Here is a 16218-nt window from a genome sequence, read left to right on the forward strand (position 1 = left end):
GGTCTCCTCGCACTCACTCGCTACATGTGCACCGCGCCGCCGCCCGCGTCGGCCGAGTGGGCCGGGGCGCCCCTGCGGTACAGGACGACCGTGACGACGAGGCCGATCGCGAAGAAGAGGGCCGACCACCAGTACGCCGTCGAGTAGCTCTGCATCGCCGCCCGGGCCTGGAGGTCCGGCGACGGCTGCTTGCCCACGAGGTAGTTGGTGGCCGCGCTGGTGGCGAGCGTGTTGAGCAGGGCCGTGCCGATCGAACCGCCCACCTGCTGGCTGGTGTTGACCATCGCGGAGGCCACACCCGCGTCGTGCGCGGCGACCCCGGCGGTCGCCATGCTCATCCCCGGTGCGAAGACCAGGCCGAGCCCGGCGCCCGCGACGAGCAGCGGCGGCAGCACATGCGCCGGGTAACTGCTGGTCAGATCAAGGGCGGTGAACCACACCATGGAGGCGGCCGCGAGCCCCATGCCGAGCGGCACGATGGGCTTGGCCCCGAGGCGCGGCACCAGATTGTTGGTCGTGATCACCGAGACCACCACCATCACGGCGACCATCGGCAGGAAGGCGAGGCCCGTCTTGACCGGCGTATACCCGAGGATCTGCTGCAAGTAGTAGGTGAGGAAGAGGAAGACGCCGAACATGCCCGCACCGGAGATGAACATCGCCAGGAACGAGGCGCCCCGGTCCCGGTCCAGCACCACCCGCAGCGGCAGCAGCGGATGCACGGCCCGCGTCTGCCACCACGCGAACGCGACGAGCAGCACCGCGCCGACCACCAGGAAGCCCCAGGTCTGTACGTCGCTCCAGGCGTGCGTCTCGGCGTTGCTGAACCCGTAGACGATGCAGAAGAGCCCCGCCGACACGAGCAGCGTGCCCGGCACGTCGAGCTTCGGCCGGTCTGCGGGGGCGCCCGCGTGCAGCAGCCGGGCCCCGCCGATCATCGCGACGACGGCGAACGCCAGGTTCACGTACAGGCACCAGCGCCAGTTCAGATACTCGGTCAGGACGCCGCCGAGCAGCAGACCCACGGCGCCGCCCGCGCCCGCGATGGCGCCGTAGATGCCGAACGCCTTCGCGCGCTCGCGCGGATCGGTGAACGTCGTGGTCAGCAGGGACAGCGCGGCGGGCGCGAGCAGCGCACCGAACACGCCCTGGAGGGCGCGGGCCACCACGAGCATGGTGAAGCTGGTCGCCGCGCCGCCGAGGGCGGAGGCGGCCGCGAACCCGGCGAGGCCCGCGATGAAGACGACCTTGCGGCCGACGAGGTCGGCGATGCGCCCGCCGAGCAGCAGCAGGCTGCCGAAGGCGAGGGCGTACGCGGTGACGATCCACTGCCGGTTGCCGTCGCTGAACCCGAGGTCCCGCTGGGCCGAGGGCAGGGCGATGTTCACGATGGTCGCGTCGAGGACGACCATGAGCTGGGCGACGCCGACGACGGCGAGGATCAGCCAGCGGTGCTCGTGCTTCCCGCCGGTGGACTGCGGCGGGGCGACGGTGCCGGGGGGCGTGCCGGTCATGGCCGGGGCGGCGGCGGTGACGCCTTCCTGTCCCGGTTCGGGCGCGGGCGCTCGGTCCATCGGTGGCCTCCAGACCCCCCGGGTCGCACGAGCCGCCCCCGTCACACGTTAGGCGTAGTCCCCGGGGGCCGCGACCTGGCACTCTTGCGGGGTGCCTCCGAACGACCGCGTGCCCGCCTCCGCCCCCGCCATCAGCCTGACCAAGGTGGAGCGCCAGGCTCCGGGCCTGGTGAACCTCTACAAGAGCGCCGCCGTCAGCCTGCGCAAGCACGCGCTCGAAGGGGCCCGCGCGGCCGTCTACCTGGTCCTCGACCGGTCCGGCTCGATGCGCGAGTTCTACCGCGACGGCACGGTGCAGCACCTCGCCGAGCAGATCCTGGGCCTGGCCGCGCACCTGGACGACGACGGCACCGTGCCGCTGACCTTCTTCAGCACGGACGTCGACGGCGCCGCCGACCTCGACCTCTCCAACTACCGCGACCGCATCGCGAAGCTGCACGCCTCCCTCGGGCACATGGGGCGGACCAACTACCACTGGGCGATGGACGCCGTCCTGGACCACTACCTCGACTCGGGGAGCCGGGCCCCCGCTCTGGTCGTCTTCCAGACCGACGGCGGCCCCACCAGCAGGGCCGCGGCCGAGCGCTATCTGTGCAAGGCCGCGCGGCTGCCCCTGTTCTGGCAGTTCATCGGCTTCGGAGACCCCGACGACAACGAGTTCCGCTTCCTGCACAAGCTCGACGACCTCGCCGTCCCCGCGAAGCGCGTCGTCGACAACGCGGGCTTCTTCCACGCGGGCCGCGACCCGCGCGCCCTGTCCGACGACGCGCTGTACGACAGCCTCCTGGGCGAGTTCCCCAGCTGGCTCGCGGCGGCGCGCGCCCAGGGGATCGCTCCCTGACACGGCCGCGCGGGACGGCCACGTCACATCTGGGGAGGCTGCCGCGTCTACGTGGCAGGAGGCTGCCGGAGGCGGGTGCCGGCGCCGTGAGGGACGGGGACGTGACCGGTGGACGAGCGGACTGTGCGGGACGGGGTGCGGGACAGACAGCCATGGCGGATACGGGAGTTCGAGCGGGACGAACCCCGGCTGCGGGCACTGGCCCAGCGCTTCCTGGGCTCCCCGGAGGCGGCCGACGCGGCCCTGACGACAGCGCGGGAGAGGCTCGGCCGGGAGACCGGCCTCGACCTGTGGCTGACGGCGGAGGTGGGGCGAGCGTGCGTGCGGCGGCTGCGGGTGCGGGGTGCCGCGGGACAGAGAGAGCCGGGACCGGGGGCGGGCGCCGAGGCGGATTCCGAGGTGGGGCCCCAGGCGGGCCCGGGGCCTGAGGCGGGTCCGTGGACGGGGCTTGGGTCTGAGGCGGGTCCATGGACGGGGCCTGGGCCCGAGGCAGGTTTCCGGACGGGGCCTGGGCCCGAGGTCGGTTCCGAGGTGGGTTCCGGGCGCGAGGCGGGTGCCGGTCGTGACTCCTTTGTTCTCGCCCTCTTCGTCGTCCTCGAGACCCTGCCCGCCCCGGAGCGCCTCGCGTTCCTGCTGCACGACCTGTTCGCGGTGGCGCTCGACGACGCGGCGGCGATGCTCGGGCGGACCCCTGCCGCCACGTATGCGCTCGTGGAGGGCGCGCGGCGCAGGCTGCGGGGTGGAGTGCCGGGAACCCGGTGACGCGCGCCGTCCCCGCGTGCGGCGCATGCGTCGCCGCATGTCCTCCCTCCGCACGTCAACCGCTCTACAAAGCCAGCGGATCCGCCGCATACGTGAGGCGGACGACGCCGTCCGCGCCCCGTGCCGCCGAGGCGTTGACGCCGAACACGTCGCGCAGCAGGCCGCGGGTGAGCACGTCGAGGGCGGGGCCCGCCGCGGTGGCCCGCCCTTCGTGCAGCACCACCAGCTCGTCGCAGAGCCGGGCCGCCAGGTCCAGGTCGTGCAGGACGGCGAGCGTCGTCGTGCCGGTGGACCGGATCAGGCCGAGCAGTTCGAAGCGGGCCCGGACGTCGAGGTGGTTGGTCAGCTCGTCGAGGACGAGGAGGCCGGGGCGCTGCGCCAACGCACGGGCGAGCAGCACCCGTTGGCGCTGGCCGCCGGAGAGCGTGGTCAGCTCGCGGTCGGCCAGCTCCCGTACGCCGGTCCGGTCCAGTGCGTCGTCGACGGCCGCGCGGTCCCGCGCACCCTCGCGGCCGAGCAGCCCGTGGTGCGGGGTGCGGCCGAGGGCCACGGCCTCCGTGACGGTCAGGCCCGCCGGGCTGCCCGAGGGGTCCTGGAGGACGGCCGCGGTGCGCCGGGCGGCCGCGCGGGCGGAGAGCGACCAGATGTCGTCGCCGCCCACCAGGACCGCGCCCGCGTCCGGCCGCAGCGAGCGGTACACGGACCTCAACAGGGTGGACTTTCCACTGCCGTTGGGGCCGACGATCCCCACGATCGCGCCGGGCTCCGCGCGCACCGACACATGGTGCAGGATCGGGGTGCGGGAGAGGGAGACGCACAGGTCCGTGACCGTGAGAGTGGTGCGGTGGTCGGTGGGCAGATGCGTGCCCCGTACGTCCTTCATGCCGAGTCCAGACTCTTGTTGCGGCGCAGCAGCCACAGGAAGAAGGGCGCCCCGAACAGTGCCGTGAGGATGCCGAGCGGCAGTTCGTTGGGGCGGTCGACGGTCCGGGAGAGGAGGTCGACCAGGACCAGGTACAGGGCCCCGGACACCGCGGACAGCGGCAGCAGACGGCGGTGGTCGGCGCCGAGGGCGAGGCGCACGAGGTGCGGGACCATCAGGCCGACGAAGCCGATGCCGCCCGCGACCGCGATGACCGTGCCCGTCAGGAGCGAGGAGAGGAGGAGCAGCACCGCCCGCAGCCGGTGTACATCCACGCCGAGCGCGGTCGCCGACTCCTCCCCGGCGAGCAGCGCGTTCAGGCGCCGCCCGTACAGGACGAGGAGCGCCGTGGAGACCGTCACCACGCAGGCGACAACGGGGAGTTGACGCCACTGTGCGCCCGCGACGCTGCCGAGCATCCAGAACATCACCGCGCGCAGCTCGTTGGGTGTGGCCCGCAGCTGCAGATAGCTCGTCGCGGCCAGGAGCAGATAGCCGACCGCCACCCCGGACAGCACGAGCCGCGTCGGCGCAAGGCGCCCGCCCCGCCGCCCGAGCAGGAAGACGAGGGCCACCGCCCCCACCGCCCCCGCGAACGCCGCCGACGACACCCCGAGCCCGCCCAGCGTGCCCGAGGCCAGGGTGAGCACGAGCACCGCCCCGAACGAGGCCCCCGAGGAGACCCCCAGCACATAGGGGTCGGCGAGAGGGTTGGCGACGACGGCCTGCAGCACCACCCCCGCCACCGCGAGCCCGGCCCCCGCGAGCGCGGCGAGCAGCACCCGGGGCATGCGGAACTCCCAGACGATCTGCGCCCGCACCGGATCCCCGGCGTACGAGCCGAGGCCCAGATGGTCGCGGATGATCAGCCACGTCTGGCCGGCCGGCACGGACACCGAGCCGACGCCGATGGACACCAGGACGGCGACGGCGAGGAGGGCGCAGAGCACGCCGAACACGAGGAGCGGGCGCAGCGAGGCGCGCCGTTCACGGACGACCGCCATGGCGTTCAGAACGCCTCGGGGTGGAGCAGCCGCGCGATGCGCTCCACCGCCAGGTCCGAACTGGGGCCCAGATACATCGAGTCGGAGAGCACGACGTACCGCTTCTTCTTCGCGGCGGGCCACTGCGGGAACTGCCGGAGCACCTTGCGGGCGTACGCGTCCGGATCCTTGTACCGGTAGGCGATGACCACGAGCGCGTCGACGGGCTCGGCGGCCACCTGCTCCTTGCTGAGGTCGGCGAACATCGTCTGAGAGGTGTCCGCGAAGGCGTTGGTGCCGCCCGCCTTGGCGAGGATGTCGTTGTAGACGCCGTGCGCGGCCACCGAGCTGAAGTCGTTGGTGCCCATGCTCATGCCCGCGAAGGTCACCATGACCCGTGGCCGCCGCTTCGAGCCCGTCGTCCCTGCCGTCCCCGTCGCTTCAACTGCCTTGCTGGCGGCGGCGATCCGCTTCTTCGACGCGGCGATGATCCGCTCCGCGCGCTGCCGCACGTCGAAGATCCGCCCCAGGTCGCGGAGCATCGCATAGCTGTCCTCGACCGTCGCGTCCGTGCCGTCGTCGCCGGAGGGCGAGCAGTTGCGGTGCGGCGTGTACGCACCCGCCCCGGCCGTCTCCAGGTCGTCGCGCGTCGCGAACCCGCCGCTCGCGGCGAAGCCGCCGCCCCACGTCGACATCACGAAGTCCGGCCGCAGCCCGAGCATCGGCTCGCGCGGGATGTCCATCGCCTCGTTGAGCTTGATGCCGCCGGTCGGCAGCGCGGCCACGGCCTTGGCCCGCCCCTTCACCTCGGACCTCCCGTAGGACTGCGCATTGGCGACGATCCGGTCACCCAGCCCGAGGGCGAGCAGCGAGGAGACCTCGGCGACCGAGCCGCCGTTCATCACGACGACCCGGCTCGGGGCCTTCTTGTACGTGTGGGTGGTGCCGCAGTTGGTGACGGTGACCGGATAGCCGCCGCCGTCCCGGGAGGCTTCGTCGGGCGCGGCGGAGCCCCCGCCCGACCCGCAGCCGCTCACCACCAGACAGAGGGCTGCGGACAGCGAGACGGCAACGGACAGGCGCGCGGCGGCGGTTCGTCCGGACGGCATGGGATCTCCTGGGTGGTGCGAGATGAGGAGAGCGTGGTCTTCGCTCGCATCAGGAGTCGGAGGCGGGGCCCGTGGGGTTCCCGCGATTCTTCGGCTGTCGCGTGGCGGGCCCGGCGCGGACCGTCGTCGGACGGCCGCGCCCCCTCGTGCCGCCTCCTGCCCCTCGTGCCGCCTCCTGCCCCTCGCAGTCCTCCGTCACCCCGCCGATCCTCACCAAGGGTGAGCCGGCCGCGGGCCGACCACCTCAATTGCCGTCGTCCGCCCGGTGGTTGGCGAGCACCGTCTCCACCGTGTCCGCCTCGGTGGGTGTCTTGTCCTCGCGGTAGCGCACCACGCGCGCGAACCGCAGCGTGACGCCCGCCGGATAGCGCGTGGACTTCTGCAGGCCGTCGTAGGCGATCTCCACGACGAGTTCGGGCCGGACCGTGACCACGTGTCCGTCGTCCTCGACCGCGATCTTTTGCAGCCGCTCGGTCTGCCAGGCCAGCATCGCGTCCGTCATGCCCTTGAACGTCTTGCCGAGCATGGCGTACGAGCCGTCCGGCCCGCGCGCCCCCAGGTGCAGGTTGGACAGCTTGCCGGTGCGCCGCCCGTGCCCCCACTCGGCGGCGAGAACCACCAGGTCGAGGGTGTGCACCGGCTTCACCTTCAGCCAGGACGCGCCGCGCCGCCCGGCGCTGTACGGGGCGTCGAGCGCCTTGAGGACGACGCCTTCGTGGCCGCGCCGCAGGGTGTCCGCGAAGAACGCGTCGGCCGTCTGCCGGGCCGCCGCGTCGGCGGGGTCGGCCACCAGCGTGCGGCGCACCCGCATCGGCTCGGGCACCAGGCGGGCGAGGTGCGCGTGCCGCTCGGCGAACGGCAGGTCAAGCAGGTCCTGCCCGTCGACCGACAGGGCGTCGAAGAAGACGGGGGAGAGGGGCAGTTCGGCCGCGGCGCGCGCGACGTCGACGCGTGAGCCGACGCGCCCCGCGACCTCCTGGAAGGGCCGCGGCCGCCCCGCCCCGTCCAGGGCGATGACCTCGCCGTCGAGGATGAAGTGGTCCCCGGCCAAGTCTCGTGCCACGGCGGCGAGTTCGGGGAGGCGGTCGGTGATGTCGTCGAGGGTGCGGGTGTACACCCGCACGCCGTCGGGACCGTCCCTGTGCACCTGCACGCGGATGCCGTCCAGCTTCTCCTCGACGGCGCACGGCCCGAGCTTGTCGATGCCCTCGGTGACCGACGCGGCGCTGTGCGCGAGCATCGGCAGGACGGGGCGTCCGACGGTCAGCCGGAACGCGGTGAGGGCACCGGGCCCGTCCGTGAGCAGGGCCCGCGCCACCGGGGCCACGGCTCCCGCGAGCATCACCGCACGCCGCACCTCGGCCGGGTCCGCGCCCGTCGCCCCGGCGAGCCCCTCCACGGCGACCGCGTCCAGGGCGCCCTGCCGCACCTCGCCGGTGAGCAGCCCGAACAGGAAGCGCTGCTCGTCCTCGGTGGCCGCGCCCATCAACTCCTCGACCAGCCGCCTGCGTTCGGCCTGCGCGCCGGCCCCGGACACCGCGCCGAGCGCCGTGAACGCCGCGTCCACCTCGCGCACGGTCAGGGCCGGCTCGGCCGCGGGCGGCACCGGTTCGCTGAGCACCCGCCACCCGACGCCGAGCCGCCCCTGCGGGAGCCGTCCCGCGAGGTAGGGGATGACGAGGGGCGCGTCGTCCGGCTCCGCGTCCCGGAACAGCTCCGCGAGCAGAGCGATCTTCCGGGACCGCGCCGAGGTGGCGGCGACCTCCTTGGACACACGGGCGAGCCGAGCGAGGAGCATGCGTCCATCGTGCAACGTACGGGGGCGCGGCGCCGCCTGTGAGGCGTCCCGGTCGGCGGTGCCCCGGCGGAGGGCGTTCCTCGGTCCGGAGCTGTCGCGGGGCGGGGGGTGTGCCGGGCGTGGGCGGGGGGGGTGTCCCGGTCGGGAGGTGCCGGTCAGGGGGGTGCCTGGCGGGTGCCCCGGCGGAGGGCCTTCCTCGGTCCGGAGCTGTCGCGGGGCGGAGGGTGTGCCGGGCGCGGGTGGGGGTTGTCCCGGTCAGGGGGTGCCGGTCGGGGGTCCCTGGCGGAGGGCCCGGGCGGAGGCCGTCCCGGTCAGGCGCTGTGGCAGATGACGACAGGGCCGAGCCAGACGCAGGTGGGGCCCTGGCTGGGATCGGTGCCGGGGTCGGTGCCCTGACCCGGGTCGGGGTCGGGCGTGGGTTCGACCGGTGTGGGGTCCACGGGTGTCGGGTCCACGGGTGTGGGGTCCACGGGTGTGGGGTCCACGGGTGTGGGGTCAACCGGCGTGGGCGACGGGGGAGTTGGGGCGGGCGCCGGGGGTTGGGCGGGTTCTGTGGGCTGTTGTGTCGGGGTCGGGGCGTCCGGTTGCGGGGCGTCCGGCTGGGGGGCGGGCTGTTCCGGCGCGGGCGGGTTCGCGGGGTCCGGAGCGGCGGGGCGCGCGGGGGCCGGGACCACCGGCTTCGCGGCAGGCTGTGAGGGCCGGGCCGCCGGGGCGGGAACCCGCACCCCCGCCCCCGGGCTCTGCCCCCGGTCCCCCTGATCCTGGCTCTGGTCCCGGTCCTGGTCCTGCTCCTGGATCCCCTGGTCCTGCCCCTGGTCCCGCGACGAGTGATCCCCCTCCTCCGAGGCCCCCCTGTCCGCCACGGACGCCTGCTCCGACGACGCCGGAGCCGCGTCCCCCAGCCCACCGAGCACGAGCCCCGCCGCGACCGCCGCCCCCGCGACCGAGACGCCGACCGCCCCGCCCACCGCGACGGAGAGCTTGCCCCCGGCGGTGAGCACGTGACGTATGCCGTGCCGCGCACCGCGCACCCCCTGCGCGACCGCGTTCAGCGGACCACCGTGCCCCGCCGAAGCGGCCCCGGCGGAACCCGCGGAACCCGCGGAACCCGTGGAACCGGCAGAGCCCGAAGCCGCGGCCCCCGCCGCCCCCGCCGCCATCACCGGCACCAGGAACTTCCCCGCCCCGCCGAGCACGAAAATGAGCAGCGCGGGACCGGCAAGGGCGGGCAGCCGGTTGTTCGCGCGGGTCAGGAGCGCGAGCCGGGACCGGCAGTCGGCGCAGCCGTCCAGGTGGGTCACCAGCCGCTCGGACTGGGCGGCCGTGGTCTCGCCGCGTATGTGACCCGGCATGCGCTCCCAGTGCGGCTCGCACGCGGGGTCGTCGGGCGTGCCGGGGTGTGCGCGCAGGAACGCCTGCCGCATGCCCTCGCGGGCCCGGTGCAGGAGCACCGCCGTCGCCCCGCGGCCCGCGCCGATCCGCCGCCCCACCGCTTCCAGCGGCTGGCCCTCGGCCTCCGCGAGCCACAGGGCCTGCACCCACCGCTCGGGCAGCTGGTCGAGCACGCGCGCCAGCAGGTCGACGGAGCCGAGCCGGGTCGCCGGGTCCGCCGCGTCGTCGTGGTGGCCGTGCACCGAGACCCGCTCGACGGGCTCGGCCGCCTGCGGGTCGTGCGGCGTCTCGCGGGCCGCGCTGCGCCCCACCGCCGACGCGAGGTGGCGCACCGTCGTCATCAGGTACGCCGGTACGTTCTCGATCTCGTGCCCGGCGGCCAGGCGGCGCCACACGCGGAAGTGGGCCTCCGCGACGAGGTCGTCGGCGACCCAGGGGCTGCCGGTCAGCGAGCGCGCGTAGGCGAGCAGGCGGTGCTGCTCCGCCTCGTAGATCCGGGCGTACGAGGCGGTGGCGGGCGCGGCTGCGGGGCCGTCGGTCATGGCAGGACACTCTCCCGTCCCACTGCGGGGGGTTCGGGGTTCGGACGAGTTCGAAACTCTAGGTCCGACATGTCCGACTTTTGAAGGGGTGAGTGGCGTAGGTCACAGGGATTGATCCGTGCATCGCGTAATCACGGCCGTCGCTCGCGACTCGTAAGGGCACATGAGTCACCCCTCGAAGAGGACTCGAAGAAGAGTGGAGCCCGTCATGACCGTCGCCCTCGAGCAGCCCGCCCGCGCCCGCCTGATCACCGCCGAGGGCCGCGAGCACCCCGTGCCCGTGACGCTCCGCTACTCCGACTCCGACCCCCTGGCGGTCCAGGTCGTCTTCCCGCCCGACGTCTCCCTCGACGGCGCCGAGGTGACCTGGATCTTCGGGCGGCGGCTCCTGGAAGACGGGCTGCGCGCCCCGGCCGGCAGCGGTGACGTGCACATCTGGCCGTGCGGGCGGGCGCGCACCGTCCTGGAGTTCCACGCCCCGGCGGGGCTGGCCCTGGTGCAGTTCGACCGGGCCGTGCTGCGCCGCTTTCTGCAGCGGTCGTACGCGGTGGTGCCGTCCGGGGGCGAGGCGGACCGGCTCGATCTGGACCGGGGTCTTGCCCGCCTCCTCGGTTCTTAGGTTAGGCTGCCCTAACTCAATGGAGGCCGTTGAGTCCGTTGAGTCCGTGGGGTCCATGGGTCCATGGGGCCATGGGGCCATGGAGAGCTCATCGGCGAGTTCGGGCGGGACGCCTCGGGAGGGGATGCGCGGTGGGACGTGGCTGGCAGGGAGTCGTCCTCAAGCTGCTGAACGGCAAGGACTTCACGTTCACCGTCACCAGGACCGAGGAGATCACCGAGCACTACCGGCGACTGCGGCTCACCGACGGCGGCATGCTCGCCACGACCGGGGTGCACCCGACGATGTGGGTGCGGATGTGGTTCGACGCGGCGGGCAAGCCGCACCAGCGGGCCTGCACCCTCGTCGACCCCGACCCGGCCGCCGGCACCTTCAGCCTCGAATTCGCCCTGCACGACGGCCCGGCCAGCGGCTGGGCGCGCACCGCCCGGGCGGGCGACACCGTCGAGGCGACCGTCCACGGCACGGGCTTCGCGGTGCCGGACCCGCTGCCGTCCCGGCTCCTGGTCGTCGGGGACACGGCCGCGCTCCCTGCGGTCAACTCCCTTCTGGAGTCGATGCCTTCGGTGCCCGCGACCCTCTGGCTGGAGACTCAGCACCCCGGTGACCGTGATGTGCCGCTGCGCCTGAACCCCGCCCACCACGAGCGGCGCACCGTCGAGCGGCAGGACTCCGGTGCCCGTCTGGTCCGGCAGGTCAAGGCCGAACTCCCCGCCCTGGTCGAGGATCCCGACGACACATACATCTGGATCACCTGTGACACGGCGACGACCCGGACCCTCGCCACGTATGTCCGCAAGCAGCTCGCCGTCCCCAAGGAGCGCGTGCACGCCCTGGGTTACTGGCGCGCCACGGCGTCTGTGTAGCGGCTGACTCCCGCGGAGCCGCTCAAGCGTAGAGCGCGGGCCGCGGCGCCGGCTCCGGCACCGCCACGCGGACCCCTTCGCGCTGCGCCCGCACGCCCGCCTCCGCGACGAGCGCGGCCAGGTAGCCGTCCCAGGCGCTCGGCCCCGTCGTCCGCCCCTCGCGCACCCCCTCGACCCAGGAGCGCACCTCCCGGTCGTACGCATCGGCGAAGCGCGCCAAGTAGTCCTGGGCCAGGGCCCGTTGGGCACCCGACGAGGTCTCGGTGACGAGTCCGTGCTCGGCTCCGATGTGGGCGCTGCCGCGTTCGCAGACCGCCTCGCACCGCACCTGGTAGGCGAAGCCGCTGTTGACGAAGATCTCCACGTCCACCAGCGCGCCCCTGGCGGTCTCGAAGAGCACCAGCTGAGGGTCGCCGAGCCCTTCGGGGGCGTTCGCCGAGGGGTGGGGCATGGCCACCGTGACGGCGGTCAGCTCCTGGCCCAGCAGCCAGCGCGCCGCGTCGATCTCGTGCGAGACCGAGCTGCTGATCAGCATGGGGGTGGTGAAGTGGGGCGGCGAGGAGACGTTGCGGTGCCGGCAGTGCAGCATCAGCGGACGGCCCAACTCACCCGAGTCCAGGAGGGACTTGAGGCGCTGATACTCGGTGTCGTACCGGCGCATGAACCCCACCTGGATCAGCCGCCGCCCGGCCCGCACCTCGGCCTCGACCACCCGGAGCGACGCCGTCGAGTCCGGGGCCAGGGGCTTCTCGCACAGCACCGGCAGGCCGCGCGCGCAGGCCGCGAGGAGAGCTTCCTCGTGTGCTCTCTCCGGCGACGCCACGAGGACCGCGTCGACGCCCGGCGCGGCGATCGCGTCCAGCGGATCCCCGTAGAGACGGGCGCCGCTGTCCACGTCCAGGCCGTCGAGCGCCGCCTCGGCCCGCGCCACATCAGGGTCGGCGACCGCCACCAGACGCGCCCCGCCCACGGCCCGCGCGATCCGCCGCACATGGTCGGCGCCCATGTGCCCCGCCCCGAGGACGGCCACCCCCACCGCTTCGCTCACGCCCCGAACTCCCCTCCCGCGCCGTCCTGTTCACCGCCCTGCCGGGCAGCCACGGTAGCCGTCCGCCGCCGCGCCACGACCAGGCCCCCCGCGAGCACCAGCACCGCGCCGCCGACCGACGACAGGACCAGCGCCCACACGTCGGAGTCGCCGGCGTCCCCGGCGGCGGGCACCAGCGACGCCTGCCGAGCCGGGTGCCCCGGGCCCTGCGCGGTGTGCGCCTTGGCGCGCGGCACCAGCGAGCCCACCGGCCGCACGTGCCCGGCCGCCGCGAAGCCCCAGTCGAGCAGCTGCCGGGCCTCCTCGTACACCGTGTAGCCGCCGCCCGCCTGCGGGTTCAGGACCGTCACGACGAGGGTGCGGCCGCCGCGGGTCGCGGCGCTGATGAGGGTGTTGCCCGCGTGGCTCGTATAGCCGTTCTTGACGCCGACGAGACCGGGATACGGGGCGACGCCGTCGGCGCCCGTCAGGAGGCGGTTGGTGTTCTGGATCGGATACGAGGCTCCGGTGCTCGGGAAGTCGGCGACCGGCGTCGAGCAGTAGCGGGCGAACTCCGGGTCGGCGAGCCCCGCCCGGCCGAAGACCGCGAGGTCGTACGCGGAGGAGACCTGCCCGTCCGCGTCGTAGCCGTCGGGCGAGACGACGTGCGTGTCCCGGGCGCCGAGCGCGCGGGCCTTGGCCTGCATCTGCCGGACGGTGCGCTGCCAGCCGCCGTTGAGCTCGGAGAGCACGTGCACGGCGTCGTTGCCGGAGCTGAGGAAGACCCCGCGCCACAGATCCGCGACCCGGTAGCTGCGCCCCGCCTCGACCCCGACCATGCTGCTGCCCTCGCCCACCCGGGAGAGCTCCGCCTCGGTGACGCGGTGGCGGGTGTCGGGGCTCAGATGGGGCAGGGCGGTCAGGGCGAACAGGGACTTGAGGGTGGAGGCGGGCGGCAGCGGGCGGTGCGCGTCGTGCGCGGCCAGGACCTCGCCGCTGTCGGCGTCGGCCACCACCCACGCCAGCGCGGAGACGTCGGCGGGCAGTTCGGGGGCGCCGGGGCCGGGTCTGGCCTGGGTGCCGGGGCGGTCCAGGAGCGTGGAGGAGTACGCGGGCAGCGGGTGGGGCGGCGCGGGCTCGGCGGGGCCCTGCACCGCCGCGGCCGGGGTGGGCAGGAGGACCAGGGCCCCGATCGCGAGGGCCGCGGTGCGGACGGACGAGGCGAGGAGGGAGCGGCGCGCCAGGAAGGGGCGGCGCTGAAGGTTCCTGATGACCATTCAGCCACCGTAGGAGCGGCGCCGGAGGTCCGCAGATCGGCTTGGCCCGCCTGGCTGTATGCCCCTTGCCCCACCGGCCGCACACCCGCCGGTTCCGCACCGGCGCGCGCTGACGCGGACGCCGTACTCCCCGTCACCTCAGCCGCTGCCGCCCCGTCACCTCCACACCGGCCACCCCCTCCTGACGCCCCGTCGCGGCGGGCCCCTCGAAGCGGGACACCGCCCGTCCCGCGCGCACCAGCACCGCCAGCGCCACCGCCGCGCACACCGCGTTGCTCACCAGGTCCGTGGTGAGTGAGCCGCCGCTCTCCGGGCGTACCGGGAACGACGTCCATACATAGGTGAGGAGTGCGCCCGCCGCGAGGGCGTACACATGCCGTGTGCCCCACCCGCGCTGCCGCGACCAGCGCGACACGGCCCGGACGCCGAGGACGACGACCGCCGACCACACGGCCACGCCCACCCATTCATAGGCGTCGCCGGTGACGAGGACGGCGGGGCCCCAGTACGCGCTCGTGCCGAGCAGCGCCGCCGCGCCCACGGCCCACGGACCCGGCGCGGTCCCCGCCACCGGGCCCGCGCGCCAGGTCCGCACCCGGAAGGCGAGCGCCACCAGGGCCGCGATGACGGCGCCCGCCGTGGCGAACTGCACCGGCGACGCCATGAAGTGCTCGTCCGCGTAGTTGCCCCAGAACACGAGGCCCGCGCCGAGCACGTACACGAGCGCGGTGACCGCGTACCCGGTGCGCCCCAGCCACGGCGTGCGGGCGCGCTCCGGGAACCACGCCTCCACCAGCGCGATGGGCACGCAGATGCTCCACACCGTGTGCAGCGCGAGCACCGACTGGACCAGCTCGACACCCGTGCCGAGGCCCGGCACGAACGAGGGCCCGTGCAGCAGGTCCTGCCCCGCGTAGTCGTCGTTCCACAGGAGCTGGTCGACGGGCCCCTCCTCCATCAGCGCGTACGCGGCGGCGAGCAGCACCATCGCGGGCCACCCGCCCCCGTACCGCCGCCCCGTCTCCCGCACCAGCAGCGCCCCGCACCCGTACAGCGGCGCGAGCACCACCCCGAGCCCGAGCTCGGCGGCCGTCAGGTTCCCGAGCAGGAACTCGCCGACGAACGGAGCCAGCAGGAACAGCGCGACGACCGGGGCGAGAAGGCGCCGGGCGCTGGCGGGGACGCGGGCGGGGCGGTGGTGCGTGGAGGCCATGCCTTCGACGCTAGGCAGCGGGGTGCGGGCGGGGATGCGCCCGAAGGTCTACGGCGCGCGGCCGAAAGTAGGCCGAGGCGGAGAGCGGGCCCGACGCCGAAAGGTGGCCCGCGGACGAAAGGTGGCCCGCGGGCCGTCCGGCGGCGCCTCAGCCGTCCGCCGGGGTCAGCCGTCCTCGCCCGGCGGGGTGCCGCAGCTCGGGCCGCCCGGGCCGTCGAACTGTACCGAGCCGAAGAAGTCGCGGTAGGTCGGGAAGAAGTTCCCCTTGCCGGTCGGCCCGGCCGAGGTGACGGCCGTGCAGCCGCTGTAGTGGGTGTCCGACCACAGATAGATCGTGGAGCCCGTCCGGTTCCAGTCAGACTTCGCGCGGTCGTTCATGCCGACCGTCCCGAGGTCCGGGGTGCTGCCCCTGAGGGCGATCATGTCGCCGGTGCCGTCGAGCCCGGAGAACATGCAGTAACTGCCGTCGGGACACCGGTCGTACCCGTCGGCCGCGTGTGCCGCGGACACCGGCAGGACCGCCGCGGCGACGGCCGCCACCGGCACGAGCAGAGCACACAAGGTCTTCCTCATCTACGCCCCCTGACCTGAGGTTCATCAACTCGACGCCACCAAAGGTAAGTTGCCCGCACCCCCTGGTCCACCGCTTAGGCTGCCCCCGGAGCCGCACCGGCACCGCCGCTGACCGCCGACCCCAGGAGCACCACCATGTTCGACCCCGCACCGGCGCCCCCGTACCCCGACGCCTTTCACCCGGACGAGGAGCCCGCGCCGCACCCGCTGCTCGCCCCCGTGCTCGGCTTCCTCGGCAGCTGGCACGGGCAGGGCGAGGGCGGGTACCCGACGCTCGACGAGGACTTCGCATACGCCCAGCAGGTCACCTTCAGCCACGACGGCAGGCCCTTCCTGAAGTACGAGGCCCGGGCCTGGCTGCTCGACGCCGACGGGGCGCCGCTGCGGCCGTCGGCGCGGGAGAGCGGCTGGTGGCGGCTGCAGCCCGACGGCCGCGTCGAGGCGCTGATCACCCAGCCCACCGGCATCGCCGAGATCGCCGTCGGGCAGGCCGCCGACGGCGCGGTCGAGCTCACCACGGAGCAGGTGTCCCGCACCCCCACGGCCAAGGAGGTCGAGGCCACCCACCGCCGCTACACCCTGCCCGACGCCGACACCCTCTCCTTCGTGCACGACCTCGCCGCGGTCGGCCGGCCGCTGCAGCACCACCTCTCGGCACGGCTGCGGCGCGTACAGCGATAGCGGCCGGCCGGGCCCCGGACGCATCGATCAGGATCGGAG

General features: G+C 74.2%; 15 protein-coding genes. 5 read left to right on the top strand and 10 right to left on the bottom strand.

The features are described from left to right. Positions 1–20: 20 nt before the first annotated feature. The gene (locus ACFWYM_RS18725) at positions 21–1574 is read right to left on the bottom strand and encodes an MFS transporter (RefSeq protein WP_384837758.1); all 1554 of its coding nucleotides are present in this window, start codon (positions 1572–1574) and stop codon (positions 21–23) included. Between the two features lie 91 nt (positions 1575–1665). Here ACFWYM_RS18725 and ACFWYM_RS18730 point away from each other — a divergent pair, with 91 nt between their 5' ends. After that, positions 1666–2415: a vWA domain-containing protein gene (locus tag ACFWYM_RS18730; protein WP_384837761.1), complete on the top strand. Its 750-nt coding sequence runs from the start codon at positions 1666–1668 to the stop codon at positions 2413–2415. Positions 2416–2523: 108 nt separating this feature from the next. Continuing rightward, positions 2524–3177 (top strand): hypothetical protein, encoded by a 654-nt coding sequence (locus tag ACFWYM_RS18735; RefSeq protein ID WP_384837764.1) that lies wholly within the window; start codon positions 2524–2526, stop codon positions 3175–3177. A 64-nt stretch (positions 3178–3241) separates the two neighbouring features. Here ACFWYM_RS18735 and ACFWYM_RS18740 read toward each other — a convergent pair whose 3' ends face one another. From ACFWYM_RS18740 to ACFWYM_RS18760, 5 genes are all read right to left on the bottom strand, one after another. Further along, positions 3242–4060: an ABC transporter ATP-binding protein gene (locus ACFWYM_RS18740; protein ID WP_384837767.1), complete on the bottom strand. Its 819-nt coding sequence runs from the start codon at positions 4058–4060 to the stop codon at positions 3242–3244. Then, positions 4057–5103, bottom strand: a complete 1047-nt coding sequence (locus ACFWYM_RS18745; RefSeq protein ID WP_384837770.1) for a FecCD family ABC transporter permease — start codon at positions 5101–5103, stop codon at positions 4057–4059. Before ACFWYM_RS18745 ends, ACFWYM_RS18740 begins: the two co-directional genes overlap by 4 nt. A gap of 5 nt (positions 5104–5108) precedes the next feature. Further along, positions 5109–6191 carry an ABC transporter substrate-binding protein gene (locus ACFWYM_RS18750; RefSeq protein WP_384837774.1) on the bottom strand — a complete coding sequence of 361 codons (1083 nt, stop codon included), beginning with the start codon at positions 6189–6191 and terminating at the stop codon, positions 5109–5111. A gap of 244 nt (positions 6192–6435) precedes the next feature. Beyond that, positions 6436–7989 (bottom strand): ATP-dependent DNA ligase, encoded by a 1554-nt coding sequence (locus ACFWYM_RS18755; protein WP_384837778.1) that lies wholly within the window; start codon positions 7987–7989, stop codon positions 6436–6438. A 311-nt stretch (positions 7990–8300) separates the two neighbouring features. Continuing rightward, entirely contained in the window at positions 8301–9923 is a 1623-nt protein-coding gene (locus ACFWYM_RS18760; protein ID WP_384837781.1) for a sigma factor, read from the bottom strand. 208 nt (positions 9924–10131) lie between these two features. Here ACFWYM_RS18760 and ACFWYM_RS18765 point away from each other — a divergent pair, with 208 nt between their 5' ends. Together ACFWYM_RS18765 and ACFWYM_RS18770 are read left to right on the top strand one after the other, a co-directional pair. Beyond that, positions 10132–10542 carry an SsgA family sporulation/cell division regulator gene (locus tag ACFWYM_RS18765; protein WP_384837784.1) on the top strand — a complete coding sequence of 137 codons (411 nt, stop codon included), beginning with the start codon at positions 10132–10134 and terminating at the stop codon, positions 10540–10542. Positions 10543–10673: 131 nt separating this feature from the next. Next, complete coding sequence (locus ACFWYM_RS18770) at positions 10674–11408, top strand: siderophore-interacting protein (RefSeq protein ID WP_384837786.1); 735 nt, start codon at positions 10674–10676, stop codon at positions 11406–11408. A gap of 22 nt (positions 11409–11430) precedes the next feature. On the opposite strand, the gene ACFWYM_RS18775 is transcribed toward ACFWYM_RS18770, so the two are convergent. From ACFWYM_RS18775 to ACFWYM_RS18790, 4 genes are all read right to left on the bottom strand, one after another. Beyond that, entirely contained in the window at positions 11431–12456 is a 1026-nt protein-coding gene (locus tag ACFWYM_RS18775) for a Gfo/Idh/MocA family protein (RefSeq protein ID WP_384837789.1), read from the bottom strand. Beyond that, on the bottom strand, positions 12453–13712 hold the full coding sequence (locus ACFWYM_RS18780; RefSeq protein ID WP_384837792.1) for a D-alanyl-D-alanine carboxypeptidase family protein: 1260 nt from the start codon (positions 13710–13712) through the stop codon (positions 12453–12455). Before ACFWYM_RS18780 ends, ACFWYM_RS18775 begins: the two co-directional genes overlap by 4 nt. Positions 13713–13845: 133 nt before the next feature. Beyond that, entirely contained in the window at positions 13846–14925 is a 1080-nt protein-coding gene (locus tag ACFWYM_RS18785; RefSeq protein WP_384837795.1) for a DUF998 domain-containing protein, read from the bottom strand. 165 nt (positions 14926–15090) lie between these two features. Next, positions 15091–15498, bottom strand: a complete 408-nt coding sequence (locus ACFWYM_RS18790; protein WP_384837798.1) for a peptidase inhibitor family I36 protein — start codon at positions 15496–15498, stop codon at positions 15091–15093. A 135-nt stretch (positions 15499–15633) separates the two neighbouring features. Between ACFWYM_RS18790 and ACFWYM_RS18795 the strand changes: the two genes are divergently transcribed. Then, positions 15634–16179, top strand: coding sequence for an FABP family protein (locus tag ACFWYM_RS18795; RefSeq protein WP_384837801.1), 546 nt, complete (start codon positions 15634–15636; stop codon positions 16177–16179). Positions 16180–16218 lie beyond the last annotated feature (39 nt).

This window comes from Streptomyces sp. NPDC059009, from assembly GCF_042740175.1.
GTDB lineage: Bacteria > Actinomycetota > Actinomycetes > Streptomycetales > Streptomycetaceae > Streptomyces.